Below are 21,795 nucleotides of genomic sequence, written 5' to 3' on the forward strand. Positions count from 1 at the left end.
GACCGAATTTCGCCCTCTACGAGGCATCTAGGACGGGCATCGCCCGTCAAGGGCGCTGAGGACGGCGTCGATGAACACCGGTGACGCCGGTTCGTCGGCATGCGCCACGCCGGCGAATTCGGCCCGGCACCAGACACCGGCGATGACGTCGTTGCGCGTCTCGTCGAGCGAGCTCGTCAGCAACGTGTACCTGACCGGATCCGGCGTCGGGTCGCCGCTGTTGAGCTGGGTGATGAAGCTGCTGGTGGGGCACATCTGCCCGCCCTGACCGGCCGGCAGCAGGCAGGCGGGCCAGTAGCCGAGCTGCCCGGTGCCCATCGAGATGTAACTGAGCGTCTTGGCGGCGCCGCCGAGGGATTTGAGGTAGTAGCGCGCGGACAGCCCTCCCATGCTGTGCCCGACGAGGCTGACCTTGCTGCCGCCGTGTTCGCCGCGTGCCTGCTCCACCAGGTCGGCGATGGCCTGGGCGTTGGCGAGGTTCTCCTCGCCGGGCAGGTCGATCGCGTACGTCGGGTAGCCGGCTTGCTCCAGCGCCGTCTGCATCTGGGCGAACTCGGTGGCCGAGCCGTTCCAGCCGTGAACCAGGATGACCGGCTCCCGCTGCGCGCCCTGGGCCGGCGAACCGGGGCAGAGCCCGCCCAGCAGGGCGACCGCGATGATCAGTAAGGGCCGGATGCGGTGGGGTCTGGGCGGCATCGTCGCACCTCGCTACTCGTACCAAAGGGGAGTTCACTTACCTAGTGCTCGGTAAGTGAGTTGCGTTAGGTTTAACACCGTGACCCCGAGCAGGCAAGGACCCGGCAGGCAGGAACGCGCTCGCCTGCGGCGGGAGGAGATCATCACGGCGGCCGGCGAGATGTTCGCCCGCGGCGGTTTCCGCGGCACCTCGCTCGCCGACGTCGCGGCCCGGGCCGGCATCACCGAGCCCGGTCTGCTGCACCACTTCGGCAGCAAGGCGGGCCTGCTGCTGGCGGTGATCGAGCGGCGCGACCTGGACAGTGAGGCGTTCGCCCTGGAACTGCTCGGCATGGAGCCCTCCGGGCGGCTTCGGGCGTTGCCGGAGTTCGCGCGCCGCAACAAGCAGCGGGCCGGGCTGGCCAAACTGTTCACGGTCTTGGTGGCGGAGAGCCTCGAGCCGGGCTCGCCCGGCCACCAACATTTCGTCGAACGCTACCGCGCGATGCGCGCCATCGTGGCCGACAACATCCGCTCCGCCCAGGCAGACGGCGTCGCCCGCCCGGACATCGACCCGGTGGCCAAGGCCACCGAGATCCTCGCGACCCTCGACGGCCTGCAGACCCAGTGGCTGCTCGACCCCGACACCGTCGACATCGTCGCCACCGTCGAGTCCTACGCCCGCACCCTGGAACACGACCTCGCCTGCGGCCTGCCCCCCTCAGGTGACCTCATAGCGGAACCTGAGCGACGGGAAGGCGGCGCGAGGACATGCGGGTGACGATGACGAGCGTCGCGAAAGGGACCACCCGCGCGAACGAGGACTTCACCGGCGCTGTGCCGACGGCGGCGGTGCTGGTCGACGGGGCCGGCATCCCCGGCGGCGAAGCGACCTGCCGACACGGCGTTGCCTGGTACGCAGGCCGCCTGGGAGCCAACCTCCTGTCACTCGTAGGGGACCGCGGCCTTCCGGCGCTGCTCGCCGAAGCTATCGAGCAGGTGACGGACGAGCACCGCCACACCTGCGACATCGCCAACCCCATCAGCCCGTCGGCGGCCGTGGCCGTCCTGCGCCTGTCCGGCGGCCTCCTCGAGTACCTGGTGCTCGGTGACGCGTTCCTCGTGCTCGACAGGGCTGACGACGCGCCGCTCGTCGTCTCCGATCCCCGAGAGGTGATCATCAGCCGGTCCTACGAGCCCGCGCTCGAGGCCGCCGCCAAGGGCAGCGAGGACTACCACCGCGTCCTGCGGGACCTGCGCGCCAACCGGAACCAGCCGGGCGGCTTCTGGGTGGCCAAGGACGACCCGCGCGCGGCGGACGAGGCGATCACCGGAAGCTGCCCGATCTCCGAGCTGAACGGCGCCGTCCTGCTCAGCAATGGAGCCAGCCGCATCGTGGACCCCTTCCAGCTCGCCGACTGGCCGGGGGTCATGGCCGTACTGGCGTCGAGCGGGGCCGCCGACATCATCCATCGTGTCCGGCAGGCGGAGACGCGCCACGCGGTGGCGGCGGACGACGCGACGATCACCTACTGCACCGACCTCGGCCAGGCATGAGGGTCACGGCAAATAAACCGGCTGCCAGCCTCCCCATGATCTGATGCACTTCCTCATCGAGGGCTACCTTCCCCTGCGGAACGGATTCTGGGACCTGGTCGCCGACGGCGTCGACTTCGGCTTCCTCAGCGCCGAGGCCGACCGCATCACCCGGGGCATGCCCACGAAGGGCCTGGCCGGCCGGAACCTGGACGGGTTGGTCCTCGCCGAGTACGTCGTCGCCGGCATCGGCACCGCCGCCTGGGTCGACGCCGATGACCAGCAGTGTCTGACCTGGGTGGATCAGAAGTGCCGGAGTCGGCACCTGTCCCGGCCGGACGTGCTCACCACCACGACGCTGCCCGCCGTGCGGGTCAGGATCCGGGAGGCCGTCGCGGCGTGGCGGCGGCTGGCGCTCGGAGACTCGCTGGACATGATGGATGGTCTGAGTACGACCGGCTCAGCGACTCACCGTGGTCTCCCACTCCATGTGCGACAGCTTCTCGGGATTGCGTACGGCGTAGAGCCCGGTGATGAGGCCGCCGTCGATGCGTACCGTCACGACGGTGTCGATCATGCCGTCGAGCCGGACGATCAATGCCGGGCGGCCGTTGACCTGGGCCGGCTGCAGCAACGCCACAGGGGTGAGGTTGCCCAGCACGTGGGCCACCTGGTCGGCCCCCACAACGGGCGCCAGCGCGGCCTGCTTGAGTCCGCCGCCATCTGTCAGGAGGACGACGTCCGGCGCGAGGATGTCGAGCAGGCGCTGCAGATCGCCCGTTTCGATCGCCCTCTGAAACGCCTTGATCGCGGCTCGGGTCTCGGTCGGGGAGACGATGTCGCGTGGCCGGCGCGCGGCGACGTGTCCCCGTGCCCGGTGGGCGATCTGGCGGACCGCGGCCGGGCTCTTGCCGACGGCGTCGGCGATCTCGTCGTAGTCCAGATCGAACACCTCGCGCAGGACGAACACCGCCCGCTCGGTCGGCTGAAGCGTCTCCAGCACCAGCAGCATCGCCGTCGAGACGCTGTCGGCGAGTTCGACGTCCTCGGCGACGTCGGGCGCGGTCAGTAGCGGCTCGGGCAGCCAGGGGCCGACGTAGGACTCCTTGCGGCGGCCGAGCGTACGCAGCCGTTTCAGCGCCTGTCGGGTGGTGATCCGGACCAGGTAGGCACGCTGATCCCGTACCGTGCCGAGGTCGACGCCCGCCCACAGCAACCACGTCTCCTGCAGGACGTCCTCGGCGTCGGCGGCCGAGCCGAGCATCTCGTAGGCGACCGTGAAGAGCAGGTTGCGGTGGGTGAGGAACGCCTCGGTGGCGGGGTCCACGTGGCTGTCACGAGCGAGGGGCCCGGCCGTGTCCGTCGGTTTCTCGTTGCGTTCGCTCATCGCTGGTTCCTGCCTGTTCGTTCTCGACCGTGCCATGCATGAGATCCCGGTCCCCACCGCTTTGTGACACCCGGGATCGGTGATGCACGTCACATCGCCGCGCTGTCACAAGGATCGGGTCGCCGGGATCTCTTGTTCGCCAGGACGCCGCGCCAACGATCGACGCGGCCCGCACCACCACGAATGAGGACCACATCATGGAACAGCGTATGGATCTGATGGCCAACGAGCTCGGCGCCAAGATCGCCAAGCGGATCTACAACGTCGCCCTGGCGATCCAGCAGTCGTCGCTCCCCCAGGCCACCCAGGACCTGGTGATGCTGCGCGCCAGCCAGATCAACGGCTGCGGTTTCTGCGTCGACTACCACACCAAGGACGCCACGGCCGCCGGGGAGAGCGCGGTCCGGCTCCACCTGGTCGCCGCCTGGCGCGAGTCCACCGTGTTCACCGAGGCCGAGCAGGCCGCGCTGGCGCTCACCGAGGAGGGTACCCGGCTCGCCGACACCCACCACGGCGTGTCCGACGACACCTGGGCCCAGGTGCGCAAGCACTACGACGACGACCAGATCGTCGCGCTGGTCTCCGTGATCGCCATGATCAACGCCAACAACCGGCTCAACGTGATCGTGCGCAACCCGGGGGGCTCCTACCAGCCCGGCATGTTCGACGGCATGGCGAACTGACCGGCAGACCAATCCCCGCCGGCCCGGGATCCCCTCCATCCGGGCCGGCTCACCGCCCCCTCCGGGGCGACTATCTCGGAAAACTGTGAAGGAACGTCATGAGTCTTGAAACCCTTCGCCGTGACTTCGGCGGCGACATCATCGAACCGGGCACGGCCGAGTACCCATCGGCCGGCCGCTCGATATTGGCCTCCGGCAGCCCGGCCTACGTTCTGCGGCCCAAGAGCGTCGAAGACGTCCAAGCAGGTGTCAGATTCGCCGCCGGCGCGGGGCTTTCGCTGTCCGTACGAGGCGGCGGCCACAGCTTCGCGGGCTTTGGCACCCTCGACGACGGCGTCGTGATCGACCTCGGCAAGCTCGCGAACGTCGAAGTCATCGACAAGGAACGACACCTCGTACGGATCGGCGGCGGCGCCACCTGGGGTCAGGTCGTGGCCGGCCTGGCCCCGCACGGCCTGGCGATCTCCTCGGGCGACACCAAGGACGTCGGTGTCGGTGGGCTGACACTGAGCGGTGGCATCGGCTGGAAGGTCAGGAAGTACGGCCTCGCGCTGGACAACCTGGTCACCGCCGAGGTCGTCACGGCCGGCGGACAGGTCGTCCAGGCGAGCGAGAAGGAGAACCCGGAGCTGTTCTGGGCGATTCGCGGTGGCGGCGGCAATTTCGGGATCGTGACCGCCTTCGAGTTCGCGGCCCACCCGACGACGGACATCTTCTACGGCAAGATCAGCTTCCCGGCGTCGGAGGCGGCCACCGTGCTCCAGGGCTGGGCGGAGCACCTGCGCACCGCCCCCGAAGAGCTCACCTCCGTCGCGGAGTTCGCCAATCCCTTCGCGGGAGGGCCCGAAGCGCCGGTCGAGATCCGCCTCGCCTTCGACGGCGATGACCCGGATCTCGCGGCGCGGGCCATCGACCCGATCCGGCGGCTCGGCACGGTCATCGGCGACGATGTCACGCTGAAACCGTACGCGGACGCGCTCGTGGACGGCGCCACCCCGCCGCCGGGCATCCAGTTGGTGACCCGAAACGCGTTCGTCGACCAGGCGTCGGTGCCCGAGGTCCTTCGGATGCTCGTCGAGGTCGGGGCGGCGCAGGGGTCGCCGTTCATCGCCGTTCGCAGCGTCGGCGGCGCGGTGTCCCGAGTCCCCGACGATGCCACCGCCTACGCGCATCGCCAGGCGGAGTTGATGCTCGTGACCACCATCCTGGGGCCGCAGCCGGTCATCGAGGCCGCGCGTCCTGCTCTGGACGCGGTTTGGGCGAGACTCGCACCTCACGTCAACGGCGCCTACGCCAACTTCCTCACTTCTGCCAGCGAGGAGGATGTCGCCGCGATCTATCCGACGCGGACCTACGAGCGGCTCGCGGCGGTCAAGCGTCAGTACGACCCCGGCAATCTGTTCGCCCGCAACCACAACGTCCGGCCTCAGTAGCCCTGCGCCAGACACACGGTGAGCAGGTGGCGGGGGCGTGAAGGTGAGAACCGCATCGCCTTGGCGCGGCCTCTGATCGGCCGCCTCACCGTGCGGGCGTGCCCGTTGCCCTCGTGGGGAACTCCTCGATACCGAGCACTCGCAGCAGCTCCAGCCGTTCGCCGGTATCGGCGTCCGCCGGGGTGAGCACCAGCAGCTCCTGCCCCTGGTCGGGAGTGACCAGGGTCTCGCAGTCCATCACCAGGCGGCCCACCCGCGGGTGCAGCATGGTCTTGCGGTCGGCGCGCCGGACCGCCACCTCGTGTTCGGCCCAAAGCCGCCGGAAGTCGGCGCTCGCGGCCCGCAAACGGTCGAGGAGTCCGGCGACCGTGGGGTCGCCGGAGCGGCGGCCGGCGGTCGCGCGCAGGTCGGCCACGAGCTGGCGGGAGTGATGCTCCTGCTCCTCGGGCGGGCAAACGGCGCGCGCGGCGGACTCGGTGAACCAGCGGTATGCGACGTAGCGCCGGTCGCCGGAGAAGCCGGTGTGGTCGCCCATCAGCAGGACGTCCGCCCGGTTCTGGGCAAGGACCTCGCCCAGGTCCGACAGCACCAGGGCCGGGGTGTCGCCGAGCAGGTCGAGCATGCGCATCAGCCCGGCGCGGGCCAGGCGGGCCACCCCGTCGGCGGGCGGGGGCCGGTGGCCGGCCAGGTGGAACAGGTGGTCGCGCTCGTCGTCGGACAAGCGCAACGTCCGGGCCAGCGCGCCGAGCAGCTGGGTCGAGGGCTGACTGCTGCGGCCCTGCTCGAGGCGTACGACATAGTCCACCGACATGCCGGCGAGCATCGCCACCTCCTCGCGGCGCAGGCCGACGGTGCGGCGGCGAGGGCCGTCGGCGAGACCCACCTCGGCCGGGCGGATCGCCTCGCGGCGGCGGCGCAGGAAGTCGGCGAGCTGGTCACGTTGCATGACCTCATGGTCTCTCACGGCGGGCGAGCCGAGCCAGGGAGCGGCTCTCCCACGATGAACGCTCCGCTCCCGCCCGGCCCGGCCCAGGTCCAAGGTTGGGGACGACGTTAAGGACAACGACATCGACGACGACATCAACGACGAGGGAGTACGTCATGCAGATGCGAACCCTGGGCCGCACCGGACCGGCCGTTTCCGCGCTGGGCCTGGGCGGGCTGGGCATGTCGGGCGCCTACGGCACGTCCGACCGCGCGGAGAGCATCGCCACCGTGCACGCCGCGCTGGAGAGTGGCGTCACACTGATCGACACCGGCGACTTCTACGCCATGGGCCACAACGAGTCGCTGCTGGCCGAGGCGCTGCGCGGCCGGGATCGCGACAGCTACGCGCTGAGCGTCAAGTTCGGCATGCTGCGGGGGCCGGGCTCGGAGTTCGGCGGGCATGACTGCCGTCCCGAGGCGGTGAAGAACTTCCTGGCCTACTCGCTGACCCGGCTGGGCACCGACCACATCGACATCTACCGTCCCGCCCGGCTGGACCCGGCGGTGCCGATCGAGGAGACGGTAGGCGCGATCAAGGAGATGATCGACGCCGGATACGTGCGCCACATCGGGCTCTCAGAGGTCGACGCGGCGACGATCCGCCGGGCGCACGCCGTGCACCCGATCGCCGACCTGCAGATCGAGTACTCGCTGATCTCCCGCGCGGTGGAGGCGGACGTGCTGCCCACGCTGCGGGAGCTCGGCATCGGCCTGACCGCGTACGGCATCCTCGCCCGCGGCCTCATCTCCGGGCACTGGACGGCCGGCCACACCGCCGGCCCCGGCGACAGCCGCGGCTTCAACCCGCGATTCTCCAGCGGGAACGTGGAACACAACCTCGTCCTCGTGGAGGCCCTGCGCCGGGTCGCCGAGGCGAAGGGCCACACCGTCGCCCAGTTGGCCATCGCCTGGGTGGCCGCACAGGGCGAGGACATCGTGCCGCTGGTCGGCGCTCGTACCCGCGAGCGGCTGGCGGAGGCGCTGCCCGCGATGGAGGTGAACCTCACCGCGGACGAACTCGCCGAGATCGAGAAGGCGGTGCCGCTGGGCGCGGCCCGCGGCGACCGGTATCCGTCCGCGTTCATGTCCTACCTCGGCGTGGGCAACTGAGTGCGGCTCATCGCCGTATGGCCACCGACCTGCTCAGCTACGAGCGCTCGTAGCTGAGCAGGTCGCCCGGCTGGCAGTCGAGCGCGTCGCACAGGCGCATGAGGGTGGAGAAGCGGATCGCCTTGGCGTGGCCGTTCTTGAGAATCGACAGGTTGACGACGGTGATCTGGACCCGGTGGGACAGCTCGGTGAGCGTCATGCCGCGTTCTTTGAGCACGTCATCCAGTCGTACGCGGATGGACGGCTCGGCCATCAGATGGTGGCCTCGACCTCTTCGAGGAGACCGACGCCGCGCCGGACGATCTCCGACACGCCCAGCACCGCCATTCCCGTCACGACCCCGGCCAGCACCTCACCCACCTCCAGGTGGAACGGGTAGCTCTTGGCCAGCAGCAGCGAGGAAAGGATCGGCTCGGCCACCATGCCGAGCGCGCCCGTGGCGAGCGAGCCGATGATCAGGATCCAGCCGAGACGGCGCAGGTGGGCGGCGGTGACGGCGGAGAACAGCGCCCTGTCGCCCGACCTGGCCCGGCGTATCGCGCGCACGACGGTGAACAGGGCGAGCAGGGTGGTCGCGACACCCGGTCCCCACAAGAGCAGGTAGAGCAGGCCGACGAGTGGCGCGGCGCCCTGGGGGCCGACCGTCACATCGGCGCTCGCGCCGGAGATCGTGGCGTCGGGCGCCGCCATGCCCGCGACCGGCACGTCGTAGACGTGCAACGGCACGCCCACGCCGTTGGGCGCGCCGAAGAAGGCCATCATCAAGGTGAAGGCCAGCAGCGCCAGGGCGCCCAGGCAGCTGATGATCAGCGAGAAGGTCAGCAGGATTTCGAGTCGGTTGAGCCACTTCGTAGACATAACGATAATCGTAAATAACGAAAGTCGTTATGTCTACTTGGTCGCGCCCCTCCAGAGGCGCGCGACCACCAGCGCCGCCCCCGCCGCCGCGGCCGTCACCAACCAGATCATGAACGTCGGGTAGAGGTAGACCACCTGGATCCAGGAAATGTCGCTGCCTCGGGCGAGCACCCGGAAGACCGGGGCGATGGCCGTACACAGGAGGAGCGGGAACAAGTACGGCAGCAGCCGCCATCGCTGCCAGCCTGTCCGGCGGGCGGCCCAGCGCCGGGAGCGGGTGATCCCACGCACCGCCAGCGCGACGGTCACCAGCGTCAGCAGCGTGAACACCAGGTCGGTGACCAGGAAAGGAGAGGAGGGCGCGTCCGGCCGCCGGCCCTCGATCAGGGCGACCAGTCCGTCCATGAGCGCGGCGCTGTCGGCGAAGGCCATGCCGGTGTTGGCCATGACCGCCACGCCGTAACCGGACTCGGGCATCAGCAGTTGCTGGGCGGTGGAGGTGAACAGGTCGCCGCCGTGGCGTACGACGGGAGTGCCACCCGCGGTCCGGTCGAGCTCCCAGCCGAGGGCGTAGTCCGGGTTCTGGGCGGAGGGCGTGCGCATCTCCTTGACGCTCGCGGGAGACAGGATGCCGCCGTCGCTGTTCTGGGCGATCAGCCAGCGGGCCATGTCGTTGGCGCTGCTGAGCACGCCGCCGGAGCCGTTGCCGAACCCGCGCGGCTCCGGCACGGCGACCGCCTGGCCGAGGAGATAGAGGTGACCCCGGGCGCTGCCCGGCAGGTCCCGATCGGTGTCGATCGTGCTGCTGTTGCGCATGCCGAGCGGCGTGAACACGTGCTTCTTGAGATAGCCCGCGAACGGCTCGCCGCTCACCACCTCGACCAGCCGGGCGGCGACCTGGTAGTTGGTGTTGTGGTAGCTGTAGGCGGTGCCCGGCTTCGAGGCGAGCCGCGCGTCTTTGAGCCGGCGCACCGAGCCCTGGAGCGTGTCGGGCTGGGGCAGGCTCTTCTCGTGGAAGGCCGAGTCGGCCATGCCCGACGTCTGGTTGAGCAGCTGGCGCACCGTGATGTCGGCCGCCCGGGGATCGGCCATCTGGAACTCGGGCAGGTAACCGCGAACCGGCTTGTCGAGCTCGACCCGGCCTTTCTCCACCAGTTGCAGGACGGCCAGCGAGGTGAAGGACTTGCTGAGCGACGCGAGCGCCATGGGGGTGTCGGCGGTCACGGGCTCGCCTGCAGCGGTCCGGCCGTAGCCCGCGGCATGGACGACCTGCGTCCCCTTGGTGACCACCACCGCCACACCCGGCAATCCGGTCGCTTCGCGATATTGGGCGATGAACCCGTCGATCGAGGCGGGGGTTGGCGGGGCGGGAAGCGCGGGAAGTACGGCCAGGTAGAGCGCCGCGAGAGTGTTCAGAAGCACCCGTCAACGCTAGGGACCGCGCCCGCCGCGGCACATTGCGGAAACCCTCATCATCCCTTGCGGAAAACCGCCATCAGATTCCTCTGACCTCGCCGGCCTGGCCCGGTTCGGCGAAGGCGAGCAGCCTGGCCGCCTCCTCCCGGATCTCCTGGGCCTGTCCCGGCGAGACCGGCGCGAACATCTCGACGCTCACCACCCGCTTGTCCCGCTTCCACACCCCTCGCACGAACCCGTCGACGAGGACCGTTCCGAGCACCTGCCCGTTGATGGTGATGACGCGCTTGCGGTGTTCGTCGGAGATGATCCGTGTGCGGTCGGCATGGCTGAGCAGCACGTTGTCGAACGGCGCCAGCAGCCGCACCGGCGCCTCCACCTCCGGGCCCGGCCGGGGCGCGTCCGGCAGGTCGAACAGCCCTTTGTCCAGTTCGACCAGCCGTGGACGCAGCCGTTCGACCACCTCGCGCAGTCCGGTCAGCCCCGACCACGCTTGTACGTCGGCCACGGTCGCGGGCCCGAACGCGGCCAGGTAGCGCACGACCAGGTCCTCCAGCGACGGGGAGGGGTGCAGCTCGTGGCCCAGCCACGACTCGGCCGTCGCGTACGCGGTCTGCCCGGCCTTGCCCCACACCGCCCTGGGCGGTACCTGGACCAGGGGCGCCAGCATGCGCATGACCTGCGCCAGATCGGCGGCGTTCGTGCCGGGGAAGCGACCGGCCAGCAGCGTTCCGAGCTTGGCCGCGGTGAGGGGTGCGCCGGTCAGCGCCTCGCGGCCAGCCTCGACGACCGCCGCCAGGTCCAGGCTCGCCAGCTGCCGGCCGTACGCGCTGTTCAGGTATTTGGCGAGCAGCGGCTGCGTCAGCGGCCGTAACGTCAGGCAGTCGGCGGCGCTGACCAGGTGGACGGTGCCGCGCATGAGCACGATCCGCACCGCCTCACGCCCGGTCAGCAGCCCCGCCAGCTCCTCCGGCCGGAACCCCGCGAGGCGCGACCAGAGCCCGAAGTACGGCGGGAACGGCGCTTGCGCCTGCAGGCCGACCAGGTGCTCCACCGCCTGTAGTGCTGGCATCGCGTGCCGCTGGAGCAGGAGTTGCCTGGCCAGCGTGGCCCGGTTGAGCTCCCGGGGAGTGATCATCGGGCCGTCCCGTCCGGCAGGTCCTTGAGCATCAGGCGATCATATGGTGGGCCGGTACTGGATCGATGGTCAGCCCTGCCACGATGAGCCCTGTCGAGGTCGACGCGCCGACCTGCCTGCTACCCACGCGCCGACGTTCTGCTGCCCACGCGCCTGCTGCCCGACGGGCCGCCGTCAGGTGGGATCGCTGAGGAACTCCCGCAGCACCGGGGCGAGCACCTGCGGATCCACGTCGTGCGTCTGATCCTCCAGCGTGCGGTGCCGCCCCTCAGGAAGCGCGGCGGCCAGGCGCCGCGCCATGTCGCGCATCCACACCGGACTGGCCCCGCCGTCGGCCACCAGGACGGGCACGCCCACCTTGGCCGCCAGCTCGGCGGGCAACGCGCCGCCCGTGGAGCCGTTGCCCATCACGGCCGCGTCGTAGGCGAGGGTGGGCGCCAGCGTCTCCAGCGCGGGCCACATCGGCGCGCCCCGCATGCGGCCGATCAGCTCCGCCGGCAGCCCCACCGTGGTCATGAACAGCGCGACCGCGTCCCCACGCCGCCCCGCGCTCAGCAGTTCGGTCAGCTCGGTCTCGTAGGAGCGGGCCCGCGCCAGCCGGTCCGCGTCGTCGGGACTGTAGGGCGGCTCGAACAGCGCCAGCCTGGTGATCGCCACCCCCTGGGCGGCCGCCCGCAGCGCCAGCGCCGCCCCCGACGACATGCCGTACACCGCCGCGGCCCCACCGGCCTCGGCGATGACCGCCGCCAGGTCCTCCACCTCGCGGTCGACCTGGTACGGCGCCGCGTCGCCGCTGTCTCCCCGCCCGCGCCGGTCATAGGTGAAGACGGTGAAGTACGGCGCCAGCAGTGCGGCCAGCGGCGCACCCGTCGAGCGGTCGCAGAGTGCGCCGGTCACATAGACGAGCGCCGGGCCACTGCCCGACCGGTCGTACGCGATGCGGGTGCCGTCGGCTGAGAGCACGGTGTGCATGAGATTCCTTCTTTCCCTTGCCGGTCATCTCGCCTCACCGACGAACGGGACAGGCCGGAACCGACACCCGCCTCCCCTCAGCTGACCTCGGCCAGCCGTCCGGCCAGGTAGCGGCGTTCGGAGTCGTTGGCGGCCAGGTCGAGCGCCTGCCGATAGGCGTCGGCCGCCTCGCCGTCGCGTCCCAGACGTCGCAGCAGGTCGGCGCGCGTCGCCGGCAGCAGGTGGTAGCCGTCCAGCTCGCCCGACTCCGCCAAGCCGTCCACCAGCGCCAGCCCGGCCAGGGGGCCATCGGCCATGCCCACGGCCACCGCCCGGTTCAGGCGTACCACCGGTGAGGGGACAAGTAGGGCGAGCCGGTCGTACAGGGCGACGATCTGCGCCCAGTCGGTGTCGGCGGCCTTGGCCGCGGTGGCGTGGCAGGCCGCGATGGCCGCCTGCACCTGGTAGGCACCGGGACGGCCCTCGAGCAGCGCCCGCTCCAGGATCTCGGCGCCCTCCGCGATCTCGCCGGTGTCCCAGCGGCCGCGGTCCTGGTGTTCGAGGGTCACCAGCACACCGGCGGCGTCCACCCGGGTGGCCCGCCGGGCGTCGTGCAGCAGCATCAGCGCCAGCAGCCCGCCTATCTCCGGCTCCCCGGGCATCAGCCGCGCCAGCACCCGGGCCAGGCGGATCGCCTCGCCGCACAGATTGCGCCGCACCAGATCGGCGCCCGCGCTGGCCGAATATCCCTCGTTGAACAGCAGGTACACCACGCCCAGCACGGCCGTCGTACGCTCGGGCAGCAGGTGGGCGGGTGGCACCCGGTAGGGGATGCCCGCATTGCGGATCTTCGACTTGGCCCTGACCAGGCGCCTGGACATCGTCTGCTCCGTGACCAGGAACGCCCGCGCGATCTCGGCCGTCGTCAGCCCCGCCAGCGTACGCAGGGTCAGTGCCACCTGCGCCTCCAGAGCGAGCGCGGGATGGCAGCAGGTGAACATCAACCGCAGCCGGTCATCACCCACCCCGCTCTCCTCGCCATCCCCCTCACCGTCCTGGGTGTCGAGCAGGGCCAGCTGCCGCAGCTTCTCGGCCCCGACGGCGTCGCGGCGCAGCCGGTCGAGCGCGCGGTTGCGGGCCGTCGTGGTCAGCCACGCGCCCGGCCGCCGCGGCACTCCGTCACGCGGCCACCGTTCGAGCGCCGCGGCGAAGGCGTCCTGCGCACACTCCTCGGCCAGGTCCCAGTCGCCGGTCATCCGGATGAGCGTGGCTACGACCTGCCCCCACTCCTGCCGGAACGCGGTCGCGACCGCCGCGGTGACCTGGTCCGTCACGGTCGCCAGAATGGCCTGGTCGCGATCTGTGTCCGTCGCGGTTGTCAGGTCGGCCTGGTCGCGATCTGTGCCTGTCATGGTTGCCAGACCGGCCGGATCTCGATCTGTCCCACGCGCGCCCACGGGTGGGCGGCGGCCAGCTCGATGGCCTCGTCGAGGTCGGCGCAGTCGATCACGCTGAACCCGCCGATCTGGTCCTTCGTCTCGGCGAACGGGCCGTCGGTCAGCAGGACCTCCTCACGGCGTACGCGCAACGTCGTCGCGTCACTGCTGGGCCGCAGCCCCATCGCGCCGCGCAGGATCCCGCGGCGCTCCATGTCCTCGGTCCAGCCGCCGCAGCCGACCATGTCCGGATCCTGCCCGGCGACCGTCTCGTCGGACACGTCGCTGCACAACATCAGCACGTAACGCACCGGTCCTCCTCGGGATGGCGGGATGGCGGCCGGTCTCAGTCTGCCAGGATCCCCGGTGGGCGGGCCTGCGGGCAGTACGGCGGTCCGGTCGTTCTGTAGGGTCAAGCATTGATTTGGAGCATGAAGGGACCCAACTTCCGATGAGTGACTTGCCCCGTACCCTGCACCAGCGCAAGCAGGACACCCTCGACCGCCTCGCCCAGGACGTCGACGCCTGGGTGGCCACGGCCGATGGCGAAGGCGGGACGCCCTACATGGTGCCGCTGTCCTTCCTCTGGGACGGTGCCACCCTGCTCATCTCCACTCCGGCCGCCAGCCCCACCGCCCGCAACCTTCAGGCCACCGGCAAGGTCCGTCTCGGCATCGGCCCGACCCGCGATGTGGTCCTCATCGAGGGAAGCGTCCAGACGGTCCCGGCCGGCGAGCTCTCCGACCAGCTCGGTGACGCCTTCGCCGCCAAGACCGGCTTCGACCCGCGCCGGCTCAGCAGCCCCTACCTCTATTTCCGGATCCAGCCCCAGCGGCTGCAGGCCTGGCGCGAGGCCGACGAGCTGGAGGGCCGCGACCTCATGCGCGACGGACATTGGCTCGGCTGACGCGCGGCTGACGTCCACGGACATCGGCTCGGCTGACGCGCCGTCTGGGCCTGGAACCGGCGGCTAACGTCCGGGACCGGGCAGGACGCGTTCGACCACGTCGGTGACCAGGTCGTGGATCTGGTCACCGGGAAAGACGTCGGGCAGCGTGAGCCTTTCGAGGATCAGCCAGTTCAGGGCCAGGTAGAGCAGGACCACGGTGGTCGCGTCGCCGGGCAGGCCGGACTCCGTGTGGGCGGTGATGTTGGCGTCGACGTCGGCGCGGATGCGTTCGGTGAGCAGGCGGCGCAGCTCGGGGCGGCGTGTGGCCTCCAGGCGGAGTTCGAGCAGGGCCAGGTAGCCGGAGCGGAACTGGCTGATCCGGTCCACCAGGTCGTGCATGAGCTCGGTGACCCGGTCGCGGTCGCGCGGTCCCTCCAGCGCGGCGGCCACCATCGTGGCCTCGGGCTCCAGCCGTTCGTAGAAGCGGTGACCGACCTGGGTGAGCAGGTCGTCGCGGTTGTCGAAGTAGTTGGAGGCCGTGCCGTTGGGTACCCGCGCCTCGACGTCGACGGCACGGAAGGTCAGCCCGCGCGCCCCCTCGCGGGCCAATACCTCGATGGCGGCGTCAAGGAGCGCCGCCCGTCGTGCCGGGTTCTGCCGCATGCGTATCTCCTGGATCGGAATTCAAACCACTCTGAGCATAGTACTAAGCTGGAGATATGTGAATTTCGTTCACCTGAATTCGAGAACGGTACCCAGATATAACGAGGACCGTGACTCGCATGCATTCGCCCATCACACCGCCCGGCTGGTTCATCGCCCGGCTTCATCTCGGAGACGAGCGGGGGGTCGCGGCGGCCGCCGCCGTCGTCAACGCCGCTCTCGGCCACGGCGTGCTCACCGTCGACCGACTCCTGCGGCACATGCGCGATGACGAGAGGGTGCAGTTCCTGGCGGCCTTCCCGCAGGGGTCGATGACGCCGGTGGGAGCGGCCCTGGCCCAGGTGATCGACGACGAGGAATATCGCGCGTTCACCGCCCCGATGCCGCCGGGGATCCTCTCCCCCGCGCCGCCGTCCGCCGACGGCCGCCGGGTCGGCATCCTGAGCACCATGGCCGTGGTGCCGTCGGTGCGCCGTCGTGGCCTCGGCACCGCCCTCGCCGTCCAGCGCACGGCCTGGCTGAGGGAGCGGTGCACCGAGGCGTACGCGATGGTGTGGCTACGCGACCGGCCCGGGCGCGCCGACGGGGTGCTGAAGGCGGCCGGCTGGGAGCCGGTGACCACCGTCCGCCGATACTGGGAACAGGCCTCGGTGGTGGGCGACTGCCACTGCCACCGGTGCGGCTCGCCCTGCCGCTGCGACGGCCTGCTGATGCGCCTGCCCCCCGCGCCGACCGGCACCTCTGAGCCGACCGGCACTCCCGAGTGGGCCGCCTGGCCCCCCGGGGCTACCGGCCACCGGTGAAAGGCGGCTCGCCTTCCTTGAGCGGACGGAAGCGCAGCGCCGACCAGACCTCGTCCACGGCCACCTGCCCGTTCGGCCGCAGGTCGTACTCGGCGACGATGGGCCAGAGTGTGTCGCGGTTGATGTCGGCCTTGTTGCCCTTCGGGTAGGCCACCCACAGGGCCGCGGGCCGGGCCAGCCGATCGCGGTGCTCGTCGAGGAGCCGACGGACCGCGGCGGTGTCGGCGGCGAACAGCACCGCCACGCCCGCCTCGCCCAGGTCATCGACGTGCCGCGCGCCCTCGGGCAGTGGCTCGACGAGCGGGCGGTGCTCGTCGTCGGAGATCCAGACGGCGGTCAGCGGCTTGACGAGCAGCTTGTCGGCGACGGTCTTGGCGGCCATGTCACGCCCTGCCGTAGGTGAGGGAGAGGACGCCGGTGCTGAGCGTCCGGGAGTCGGCCAGCTGGAGCGGGATCTGCCCGGTGCCCTCCTCGAACAGGCGCTTGCCGGAGCCGACCACGATCGGGTGGACCAGCAGGCGCAGCTCGTCGAGCAGGCCGTCGGCCAGCAGCGACCGGACCAGGGCGGCGCTGCCGGTGATGCCGATGTCCTTGCCGGGCCGCTCCTTGAGCTCGGTCAGACCGGCCACGACGTCACCCTTGATGATCGTCGTGTTCTGCCACCCGGCGGTGTCGAGGGTGTTGGTCACGACGTATTTGGGCGTGTTGTTCATGCGGTCGGCGAAGGGGTTGTCGGCCGGGTCCTGGTGCGGCCAGTGGGCGGCGAACTCCTGGTAGGTCCGCCGTCCGAGGAGCATGACGTCGGCCTGCTCCATCTGCGAGCCGACGATCTCCCCCATCTCATCGTTGAAGTAGGGGAAGTGCCACTTCTCCGGGGACTCCACGACGCCGTCCAGGGAGATGAACAGGCCCGCCACGATCTTTCTCATCGCTGTGCTCCTTGTCTGAGGTGCCCTCAGCCTCCCACCGAAAAATATAGTTGTCAAGAATTCTGCAATGGTCGGCGGGCGTTTATTCGATGGAGGCGTCTTCTTGCCGCTTGTACTGTGACCTCAGCCGGAAGGGGGAGGGATCATGCGCGTGCACTATCCGCGCACCCCTCACCTGCCCTGGTCGCCCGGGGTGACGCCGGACGACGTTCGCGCGGGAGATCTGTCCGGGCTGCGCGGGCGCGAAGTCGTGGTCACGGAGAAGCTCGACGGCGAGAACACCACCCTCTATACGGACGGGATGCACGCCCGGTCGCTGGACTCGGCCCACCATCCCTCCCGAGCGTGGGTCAAGGCTCTGCAAGGGCGCATCGGTGGCCGGATCCCGGCGGGGTGGCGGGTGTGCGGGGAGAACATGTACGCCCGGCACTCCATCGCCTACCAGGAGCTGGACAGCTGGTTCTACGGCTTCTCGGTCTGGGACGACGATCGCTGCCTGGACTGGGACCGCACGGTCGCCTTCCTGCGCGGCCTGGGGATTCCGGTCCCGCCGGTGCTGTGGCGCGGTGTCTTCGACGAGCGGGCGCTGCGGGGGCTGCGACTGAACCCGGAGCGGCAAGAGGGCTACGTGGTGCGGGCCGTCGAGGGATTCGGGCGGGCGGAGTTCGCGGGGCGGGTGGCCAAGTGGGTGCGCCGGGAGCACGTCCAGACCGGTACGCACTGGATGTACGCGACCGTCGTGCCGAACACTCTTGGCCCGAGGGCGGCGCTGTGGTCGGTGCGCTCGGGCGCTGACTGCGAGGTGAGCGCGCTGCTGGCCGCGGTGGACCTCGCCCCAGCCGAAGCAGGGCACATCGCCCCGGAGGCGGTGGCCGAGGTGTCGGCTCGGCTGGACGCGATCGGCCGGCGCGGCGACGCCCGGCTGGCGGGCGTGCTGGCCACGGCACTGCACGCCGTACCGCGGGCCCGGTTGGCGGCCCGGCTGGCCAGGCCGCTGGGCATGCGGCTGGCGCGGCGGGTCGCGGATCTGACCGGGCTGCACGGCACGCTGGGCCGGCCGTACCCGGACGAGGAGCGGCGGGCCGGGCTGGGGCGCATGGCGTTGGCCGCTGACCTGGGCGTGCTGCACGCCGTGGCGGCGGCGCGCGTGGACGATGAGGCTGACCAGGAGCGTGAGCAGGTCGAATGGTCGGCCCTGTACGCCGAGGACGCCGGGCTGCTCGGGCCCGATCCGCTGGAGCCGTTGCGGGCCGGTCTGCGCGAGGCATTGTCCGACCTCGGCGGGGAGGCGGCCGAGCGCTGCTGGGCGGAGGCGCGCGACGCCTGGGCAAGGGGAAGGGTCGCCACGGTTGAGGAGGCCGTGGCGGCGACCTGGCGGTGGCGGTCGGGGCGGTTCCCCCGGCTGGTACATCTGGTCGGACCGTCAGGCAGCGGTAAGAGCACGTTCGCGGGCGGTCTGACGAAGATGGCCGCGTTGCGGGAGACGGCCGGCCTGCCAGAGCTGACCGGTCTGACGCGGACGGCCGGTCTGCGGGAGATCGACGGGGCCGTGTTCCTGTCTCTGGACGATCTGCGTGCTGCCAGAGGCTCGCGGGCGAACCAGCGGGCCAACCGCGAAGTGCTCGGCGAGGGACTGGACCGCCTCGATGCCGCCCTGGCGGCCGGTGGCACCGTGGTATGGGACGCCACCTCGCTCAATCAGCATCAGCGTTCCCTGGTCCACGCCGTGGCGCGCCGCCGCGCCGCGCTGACGACGCACGTGGTCGCGCTGGTGGAGGCGGACGAACTGCACCGGCGCAACGCCCGCCGCGCCCATCCGGTGCCGCCGCACGTGCTGGACGATCAGGTGCGCCGGTACGTTCCGCCGTATCCCGGTCAGGCCCATCACACCTGGTACGTCGGAGCGTCCGGGACCGTCGACGACGTGGACGGCGCTTTGGAGGGGGAAGAGGCGTGATGCGTACCAGCGAGGAGATCTACCACTGGGTCCGTTGGGACCCCCGCTTCGACCCCTCGCGTTTCGTGCTCGGCGTCGGCCAGCGGGACGCCGCCCCCAAGCGCATCCCGCTGCCCACCTTCGTGCCCGGTGGCGACGTTCCGTGGCACCGGGTGCTGTTCGTCGAGGCGGACGGCGAGTTGATCTGGGACCGCGCCACCGGACTGGACCGGATCGACACCTGCGACGCGGGCCGGGTACGCGCCCCGCGCCGCCTGCGCGCGCCCGTCTTCAGCGCCAGAACCCCGCACGCCTGGGACCCGGCCGCCGGCTGGCGGCCCAGCGCGGGGCAGGTAGCGGCGCGGGCGTCCACAGGTGCGGCCGTGCGCGTCCTGACCTGGAACACCCTGTGGGACCGTTACGACAGCGACCGCATCGACACCGCGCGGCGCCGTCCCGTGCTGCTGGCGGCCCTGGAAGCGGCCGACGCCGACGTCATCGCGCTGCAGGAGGTCGAGCCCGCGCTGCTGTCGCTCCTGCTGGCCGCCCCATGGGTGCGGGCCCGCTACACCGTCGGCACCGACCCGGGCGGCGAGGACGTCGCCGACAGCGGGCTGCTGCTGCTCAGCCGGTTGCCCGTCCGGGAGGCGGCCTGGCACCGGCTCGGCCCGCACAAGGCCGTCGCCGCCCTCGCGACCGAGACCGCCGCTGGCCCGCTCGTCGTCGCCACCACCCATCTGACCAGCGACCACACCGCCGACGGCGGGGCGCGGCGGCGGGCCGAGCTCGCCCGGATCGCCGAAGGGCTGGCCGGGGTCGAGGGTGACCTGGTCCTGATGGGCGACTTCAACGACGGCACGGACGTCCCCGCGTCGGCGCTCGGGCTGCGCGACGTCTGGACGGAGGCGTACGGGCCCGGCGACGACACGCCCACCTTCGACCCGCGCGCCAACCCGCTGGCGGCGCTGTCCTCGCTGTCCGGGCGGGCCGCCCGGCTGGACCGCGTACTGGTGCGCGGCCACTCCCGGACCGTCGCGGCTGGTCTGCGCGGAGACAGTCCCGATCCCGGTGGGCTGTACGTCTCCGACCACTACGGGGTGGAGGCCGTCCTCGACGTCACGGGCAGTGCGCCCGCCGGGGTGCTGGACATGGCTCCGACCGCGCGAACGGCGGTGGCCTGGATTCCGCCGGAGGAGCTGTGGGCACCCATCCAGGCGGTCCGCCGGGCGCACGATCCGCAGGTGAACCGGTGGCCGCCGCACGTCAACCTGCTCTTCGGGTTCGTGCCGGAGTCGGCCTTCGACGCGGCGGCGCCGCTGCTGGCTGCGGCGGCCGCTGAGGTCCAGCCGTTCGCGGTACGACTGGAGGGGATCCGCTCCTTCCAGCACCGTCAGGACGAGACCGTCTGGCTCGACCCGGCCGCGGCCGATCCCGCCCCGTGGGCCCGCCTGCGCCAGGCCCTCCACCAGCGCTTCCCCCGCTGCGTGGGCCGCGCGGATGGCTTCACGCCGCACCTGACCCTGGGCCGCGTGAAGGCGCCCAACCAGGCGGGCATCCGGCTCGACGCGATGACCGCCTGCGTCGGGGCCGTTGTGCTGCTGTCGCGGCGCGGGGACGAACCGATGCGCCCGCGCGCGGTGCTCACCCTGGGTACGGGCGAACTCCGCTGGCTGCCAGAACCCACCGTCCCCGAGCGCACTGCCGCCGCGTCCGCGCTGGTGCCCGAACCCACCTCGCCCGAGCCTCCTGCCTCCGGGCTCGATGCTGCCGCGCCCCTACTCGTACCCGAGCCCACCGCCGCCCCGTCCGCGCTCGACCCCGAGCCTGTTCCGGGCCTGGACGACCTGGCCGATCGCGTGACTCGCCGACTGGCGGAGGCGCTGCGCCCCGGGATCGTGCACGTCGCAGGCTCCCGACGTATGGGCTGCGCGCTCCCCGCAGCCGACTTGGACCTGGTGGCGGCACTCCCCGACGAGGAAGCGTCCGGCATGGACGTGGCGGCGCGGGTGCGGGCGGCGCTGCCTGAGGCCGTCCGGCTGCGGCAGGTGATCGGCGCACGGGTGCCGGGCCTGCGCCTGCAAGTGTCCGGCCTGGACGTCGACCTGACCGTGGTGGCAACCGGCCGGCTCCCTCCGGCGCAGCTCGTGTCCCGCCGCACCGAACTGGGCGAGGCGGCGGCCATCGCCCTGAGCGCCGTCAGCGACGCGGACGCGATCCGCGCCGCGGTGGGCCCCGCACACGAGCGTTTCGCCCGCCTCGCCCGCCGGGTGAAGGCGTGGGCTCGGGCGAAGGGCCTGGACGCGGGCCCGTTCGGCGGCTTGCCCGGTCTGGCTTGGGCGGTGCTGGCAGCCCGCACCGTCCTCGATACCGCCGACGGATCCGACACCGATCTCCTACGCCACTTCTTCAGCACGTGGGCCGCCTGGGACTGGCACGAACCGGTCACTCTCCTCCCAGCCACGACGACCGTGACGCCCGTGATGGCGGTGATGACGCCCAGCGCTCCCGTACGCGACTGCGCTGGCCACGTCACCTCCAGCGGCCTGGACCTGCTCACCCGGGAGCTCTACCAGGCATGGGAGCTCACGGAGAGCGGCCGGTCCACGGAGTTGCCCGCCCCACCGCCCCTCCACCGCCGTCACGCGGCCTGGGCGGTGCTGACCGTACGCTCCGAAGAGCTCGACGCGGCGCTCGGCCGCGTCAGAGGACGCATGCTGGAGTTGCTGACCCGGCTGGAAGAGGCCGGGGTGCCGGACGTACACGCCTGGCCGCGCCCGTTCGAGCGCGGCCCCCAACAGGCCCGCTACGCGATCGGCCTGGGCCACACGCCTCCGGAGGCCGCGCGGCTCAGCGAGATCACCGGCCGATGGGCCAGGCACATGTCCGGTGTAACGGTCGAACGGGCCGAGGGCGGCGCCGTACCGACCCTGAGCTGACAAGCCCTACCGACCTTGAGCTGGCAAGC

Annotated in this window: 23 protein-coding genes; 9 read left to right on the top strand and 14 right to left on the bottom strand. The window is 71.2% G+C overall.

What is annotated here, in order from left to right:
* Window positions 1-27: 27 nt before the first annotated feature.
* Window positions 28-696, bottom strand: coding sequence for an alpha/beta fold hydrolase (locus AB0L53_RS52720; protein WP_364012501.1), 669 nt, complete (start codon window positions 694-696; stop codon window positions 28-30).
* A 79-nt stretch (window positions 697-775) separates the two neighbouring features.
* Here AB0L53_RS52720 and AB0L53_RS52725 point away from each other — a divergent pair, with 79 nt between their 5' ends.
* Together AB0L53_RS52725 and AB0L53_RS52730 are read left to right on the top strand one after the other, a co-directional pair.
* Complete coding sequence (locus tag AB0L53_RS52725; RefSeq protein ID WP_364012503.1) at window positions 776-1,456, top strand: TetR/AcrR family transcriptional regulator; 681 nt, start codon at window positions 776-778, stop codon at window positions 1,454-1,456.
* Window positions 1,453-2,232 (top strand): integrase, encoded by a 780-nt coding sequence (locus AB0L53_RS52730; RefSeq protein WP_364012506.1) that lies wholly within the window; start codon window positions 1,453-1,455, stop codon window positions 2,230-2,232. The genes AB0L53_RS52725 and AB0L53_RS52730 overlap by 4 nt, the downstream gene beginning before the upstream one ends.
* Before the next feature lie 282 nt (window positions 2,233-2,514).
* Here the strand turns inward: AB0L53_RS52730 and AB0L53_RS52735 are convergent, their stop codons facing one another.
* Window positions 2,515-2,646: a hypothetical protein gene (locus AB0L53_RS52735; protein ID WP_364012509.1), complete on the bottom strand. Its 132-nt coding sequence runs from the start codon at window positions 2,644-2,646 to the stop codon at window positions 2,515-2,517.
* A 25-nt stretch (window positions 2,647-2,671) separates the two neighbouring features.
* On the bottom strand, window positions 2,672-3,598 hold the full coding sequence (locus tag AB0L53_RS52740; RefSeq protein WP_364012512.1) for an RNA polymerase sigma-70 factor: 927 nt from the start codon (window positions 3,596-3,598) through the stop codon (window positions 2,672-2,674).
* A 197-nt stretch (window positions 3,599-3,795) separates the two neighbouring features.
* On the opposite strand from AB0L53_RS52740, the gene AB0L53_RS52745 reads away from it, so the two are divergent.
* Together AB0L53_RS52745 and AB0L53_RS52750 are read left to right on the top strand one after the other, a co-directional pair.
* Window positions 3,796-4,281, top strand: a complete 486-nt coding sequence (locus AB0L53_RS52745; protein WP_364012515.1) for a carboxymuconolactone decarboxylase family protein — start codon at window positions 3,796-3,798, stop codon at window positions 4,279-4,281.
* A 98-nt stretch (window positions 4,282-4,379) separates the two neighbouring features.
* On the top strand, window positions 4,380-5,714 hold the full coding sequence (locus tag AB0L53_RS52750; protein ID WP_364012518.1) for an FAD-binding oxidoreductase: 1,335 nt from the start codon (window positions 4,380-4,382) through the stop codon (window positions 5,712-5,714).
* Between the two features lie 85 nt (window positions 5,715-5,799).
* Here AB0L53_RS52750 and AB0L53_RS52755 read toward each other — a convergent pair whose 3' ends face one another.
* On the bottom strand, window positions 5,800-6,660 hold the full coding sequence (locus AB0L53_RS52755; RefSeq protein ID WP_364012521.1) for a helix-turn-helix transcriptional regulator: 861 nt from the start codon (window positions 6,658-6,660) through the stop codon (window positions 5,800-5,802).
* Between the two features lie 155 nt (window positions 6,661-6,815).
* Here AB0L53_RS52755 and AB0L53_RS52760 point away from each other — a divergent pair, with 155 nt between their 5' ends.
* Window positions 6,816-7,811 (top strand): aldo/keto reductase, encoded by a 996-nt coding sequence (locus tag AB0L53_RS52760; protein WP_364012524.1) that lies wholly within the window; start codon window positions 6,816-6,818, stop codon window positions 7,809-7,811.
* 37 nt (window positions 7,812-7,848) lie between these two features.
* Here the strand turns inward: AB0L53_RS52760 and AB0L53_RS52765 are convergent, their stop codons facing one another.
* The 7 genes from AB0L53_RS52765 to AB0L53_RS52795 all read right to left on the bottom strand — a co-directional run bounded on the left by AB0L53_RS52765 (window position 7,849) and on the right by AB0L53_RS52795 (window position 13,921).
* Entirely contained in the window at window positions 7,849-8,064 is a 216-nt protein-coding gene (locus AB0L53_RS52765; protein WP_364012526.1) for a helix-turn-helix transcriptional regulator, read from the bottom strand.
* Window positions 8,064-8,669, bottom strand: coding sequence for a DUF2975 domain-containing protein (locus AB0L53_RS52770; protein ID WP_364012529.1), 606 nt, complete (start codon window positions 8,667-8,669; stop codon window positions 8,064-8,066). Before AB0L53_RS52770 ends, AB0L53_RS52765 begins: the two co-directional genes overlap by 1 nt.
* A 33-nt stretch (window positions 8,670-8,702) precedes the next feature.
* Window positions 8,703-10,091 (bottom strand): serine hydrolase domain-containing protein, encoded by a 1,389-nt coding sequence (locus AB0L53_RS52775; RefSeq protein ID WP_364012532.1) that lies wholly within the window; start codon window positions 10,089-10,091, stop codon window positions 8,703-8,705.
* Between the two features lie 73 nt (window positions 10,092-10,164).
* Window positions 10,165-11,223: a winged helix DNA-binding domain-containing protein gene (locus AB0L53_RS52780; protein ID WP_364012535.1), complete on the bottom strand. Its 1,059-nt coding sequence runs from the start codon at window positions 11,221-11,223 to the stop codon at window positions 10,165-10,167.
* Between the two features lie 174 nt (window positions 11,224-11,397).
* Window positions 11,398-12,195 carry an alpha/beta hydrolase gene (locus AB0L53_RS52785; RefSeq protein ID WP_364012538.1) on the bottom strand — a complete coding sequence of 266 codons (798 nt, stop codon included), beginning with the start codon at window positions 12,193-12,195 and terminating at the stop codon, window positions 11,398-11,400.
* 77 nt (window positions 12,196-12,272) lie between these two features.
* Window positions 12,273-13,586, bottom strand: coding sequence for an RNA polymerase sigma factor (locus tag AB0L53_RS52790; protein ID WP_364012541.1), 1,314 nt, complete (start codon window positions 13,584-13,586; stop codon window positions 12,273-12,275).
* Window positions 13,583-13,921: a YciI family protein gene (locus AB0L53_RS52795; RefSeq protein WP_357956939.1), complete on the bottom strand. Its 339-nt coding sequence runs from the start codon at window positions 13,919-13,921 to the stop codon at window positions 13,583-13,585. Before AB0L53_RS52795 ends, AB0L53_RS52790 begins: the two co-directional genes overlap by 4 nt.
* 140 nt (window positions 13,922-14,061) lie before the next feature.
* Between AB0L53_RS52795 and AB0L53_RS52800 the strand changes: the two genes are divergently transcribed.
* Window positions 14,062-14,517: a pyridoxamine 5'-phosphate oxidase family protein gene (locus AB0L53_RS52800; protein ID WP_364012544.1), complete on the top strand. Its 456-nt coding sequence runs from the start codon at window positions 14,062-14,064 to the stop codon at window positions 14,515-14,517.
* A gap of 63 nt (window positions 14,518-14,580) precedes the next feature.
* Here AB0L53_RS52800 and AB0L53_RS52805 read toward each other — a convergent pair whose 3' ends face one another.
* Window positions 14,581-15,162 carry a TetR family transcriptional regulator gene (locus tag AB0L53_RS52805; protein ID WP_364012547.1) on the bottom strand — a complete coding sequence of 194 codons (582 nt, stop codon included), beginning with the start codon at window positions 15,160-15,162 and terminating at the stop codon, window positions 14,581-14,583.
* Between the two features lie 119 nt (window positions 15,163-15,281).
* Between AB0L53_RS52805 and AB0L53_RS52810 the strand changes: the two genes are divergently transcribed.
* A complete protein-coding gene (locus tag AB0L53_RS52810) occupies window positions 15,282-15,965 on the top strand; it encodes a GNAT family N-acetyltransferase (RefSeq protein WP_364012550.1) in 684 nt (227 codons plus the stop codon).
* On the opposite strand, the gene AB0L53_RS52815 is transcribed toward AB0L53_RS52810, so the two are convergent.
* The gene (locus tag AB0L53_RS52815) at window positions 15,949-16,347 is read right to left on the bottom strand and encodes a hypothetical protein (RefSeq protein WP_364012553.1); all 399 of its coding nucleotides are present in this window, start codon (window positions 16,345-16,347) and stop codon (window positions 15,949-15,951) included. The two genes, AB0L53_RS52810 and AB0L53_RS52815, sit on opposite strands and share 17 nt — an antisense overlap.
* Before the next feature lies 1 nt (window position 16,348).
* Complete coding sequence (locus tag AB0L53_RS52820; protein WP_364012556.1) at window positions 16,349-16,894, bottom strand: dihydrofolate reductase family protein; 546 nt, start codon at window positions 16,892-16,894, stop codon at window positions 16,349-16,351.
* Between the two features lie 145 nt (window positions 16,895-17,039).
* On the opposite strand from AB0L53_RS52820, the gene AB0L53_RS52825 reads away from it, so the two are divergent.
* Window positions 17,040-18,851: an RNA ligase family protein gene (locus tag AB0L53_RS52825; RefSeq protein WP_364012558.1), complete on the top strand. Its 1,812-nt coding sequence runs from the start codon at window positions 17,040-17,042 to the stop codon at window positions 18,849-18,851.
* Window positions 18,851-21,766 carry a poly(A) polymerase gene (locus AB0L53_RS52830; protein WP_364012561.1) on the top strand — a complete coding sequence of 972 codons (2,916 nt, stop codon included), beginning with the start codon at window positions 18,851-18,853 and terminating at the stop codon, window positions 21,764-21,766. Before AB0L53_RS52825 ends, AB0L53_RS52830 begins: the two co-directional genes overlap by 1 nt.
* The last annotated feature ends 29 nt before the right edge of the window (window positions 21,767-21,795 follow it).

Source organism: Nonomuraea sp. NPDC052129, assembly GCF_040680095.1.
Lineage (GTDB): Bacteria > Actinomycetota > Actinomycetes > Streptosporangiales > Streptosporangiaceae > Nonomuraea.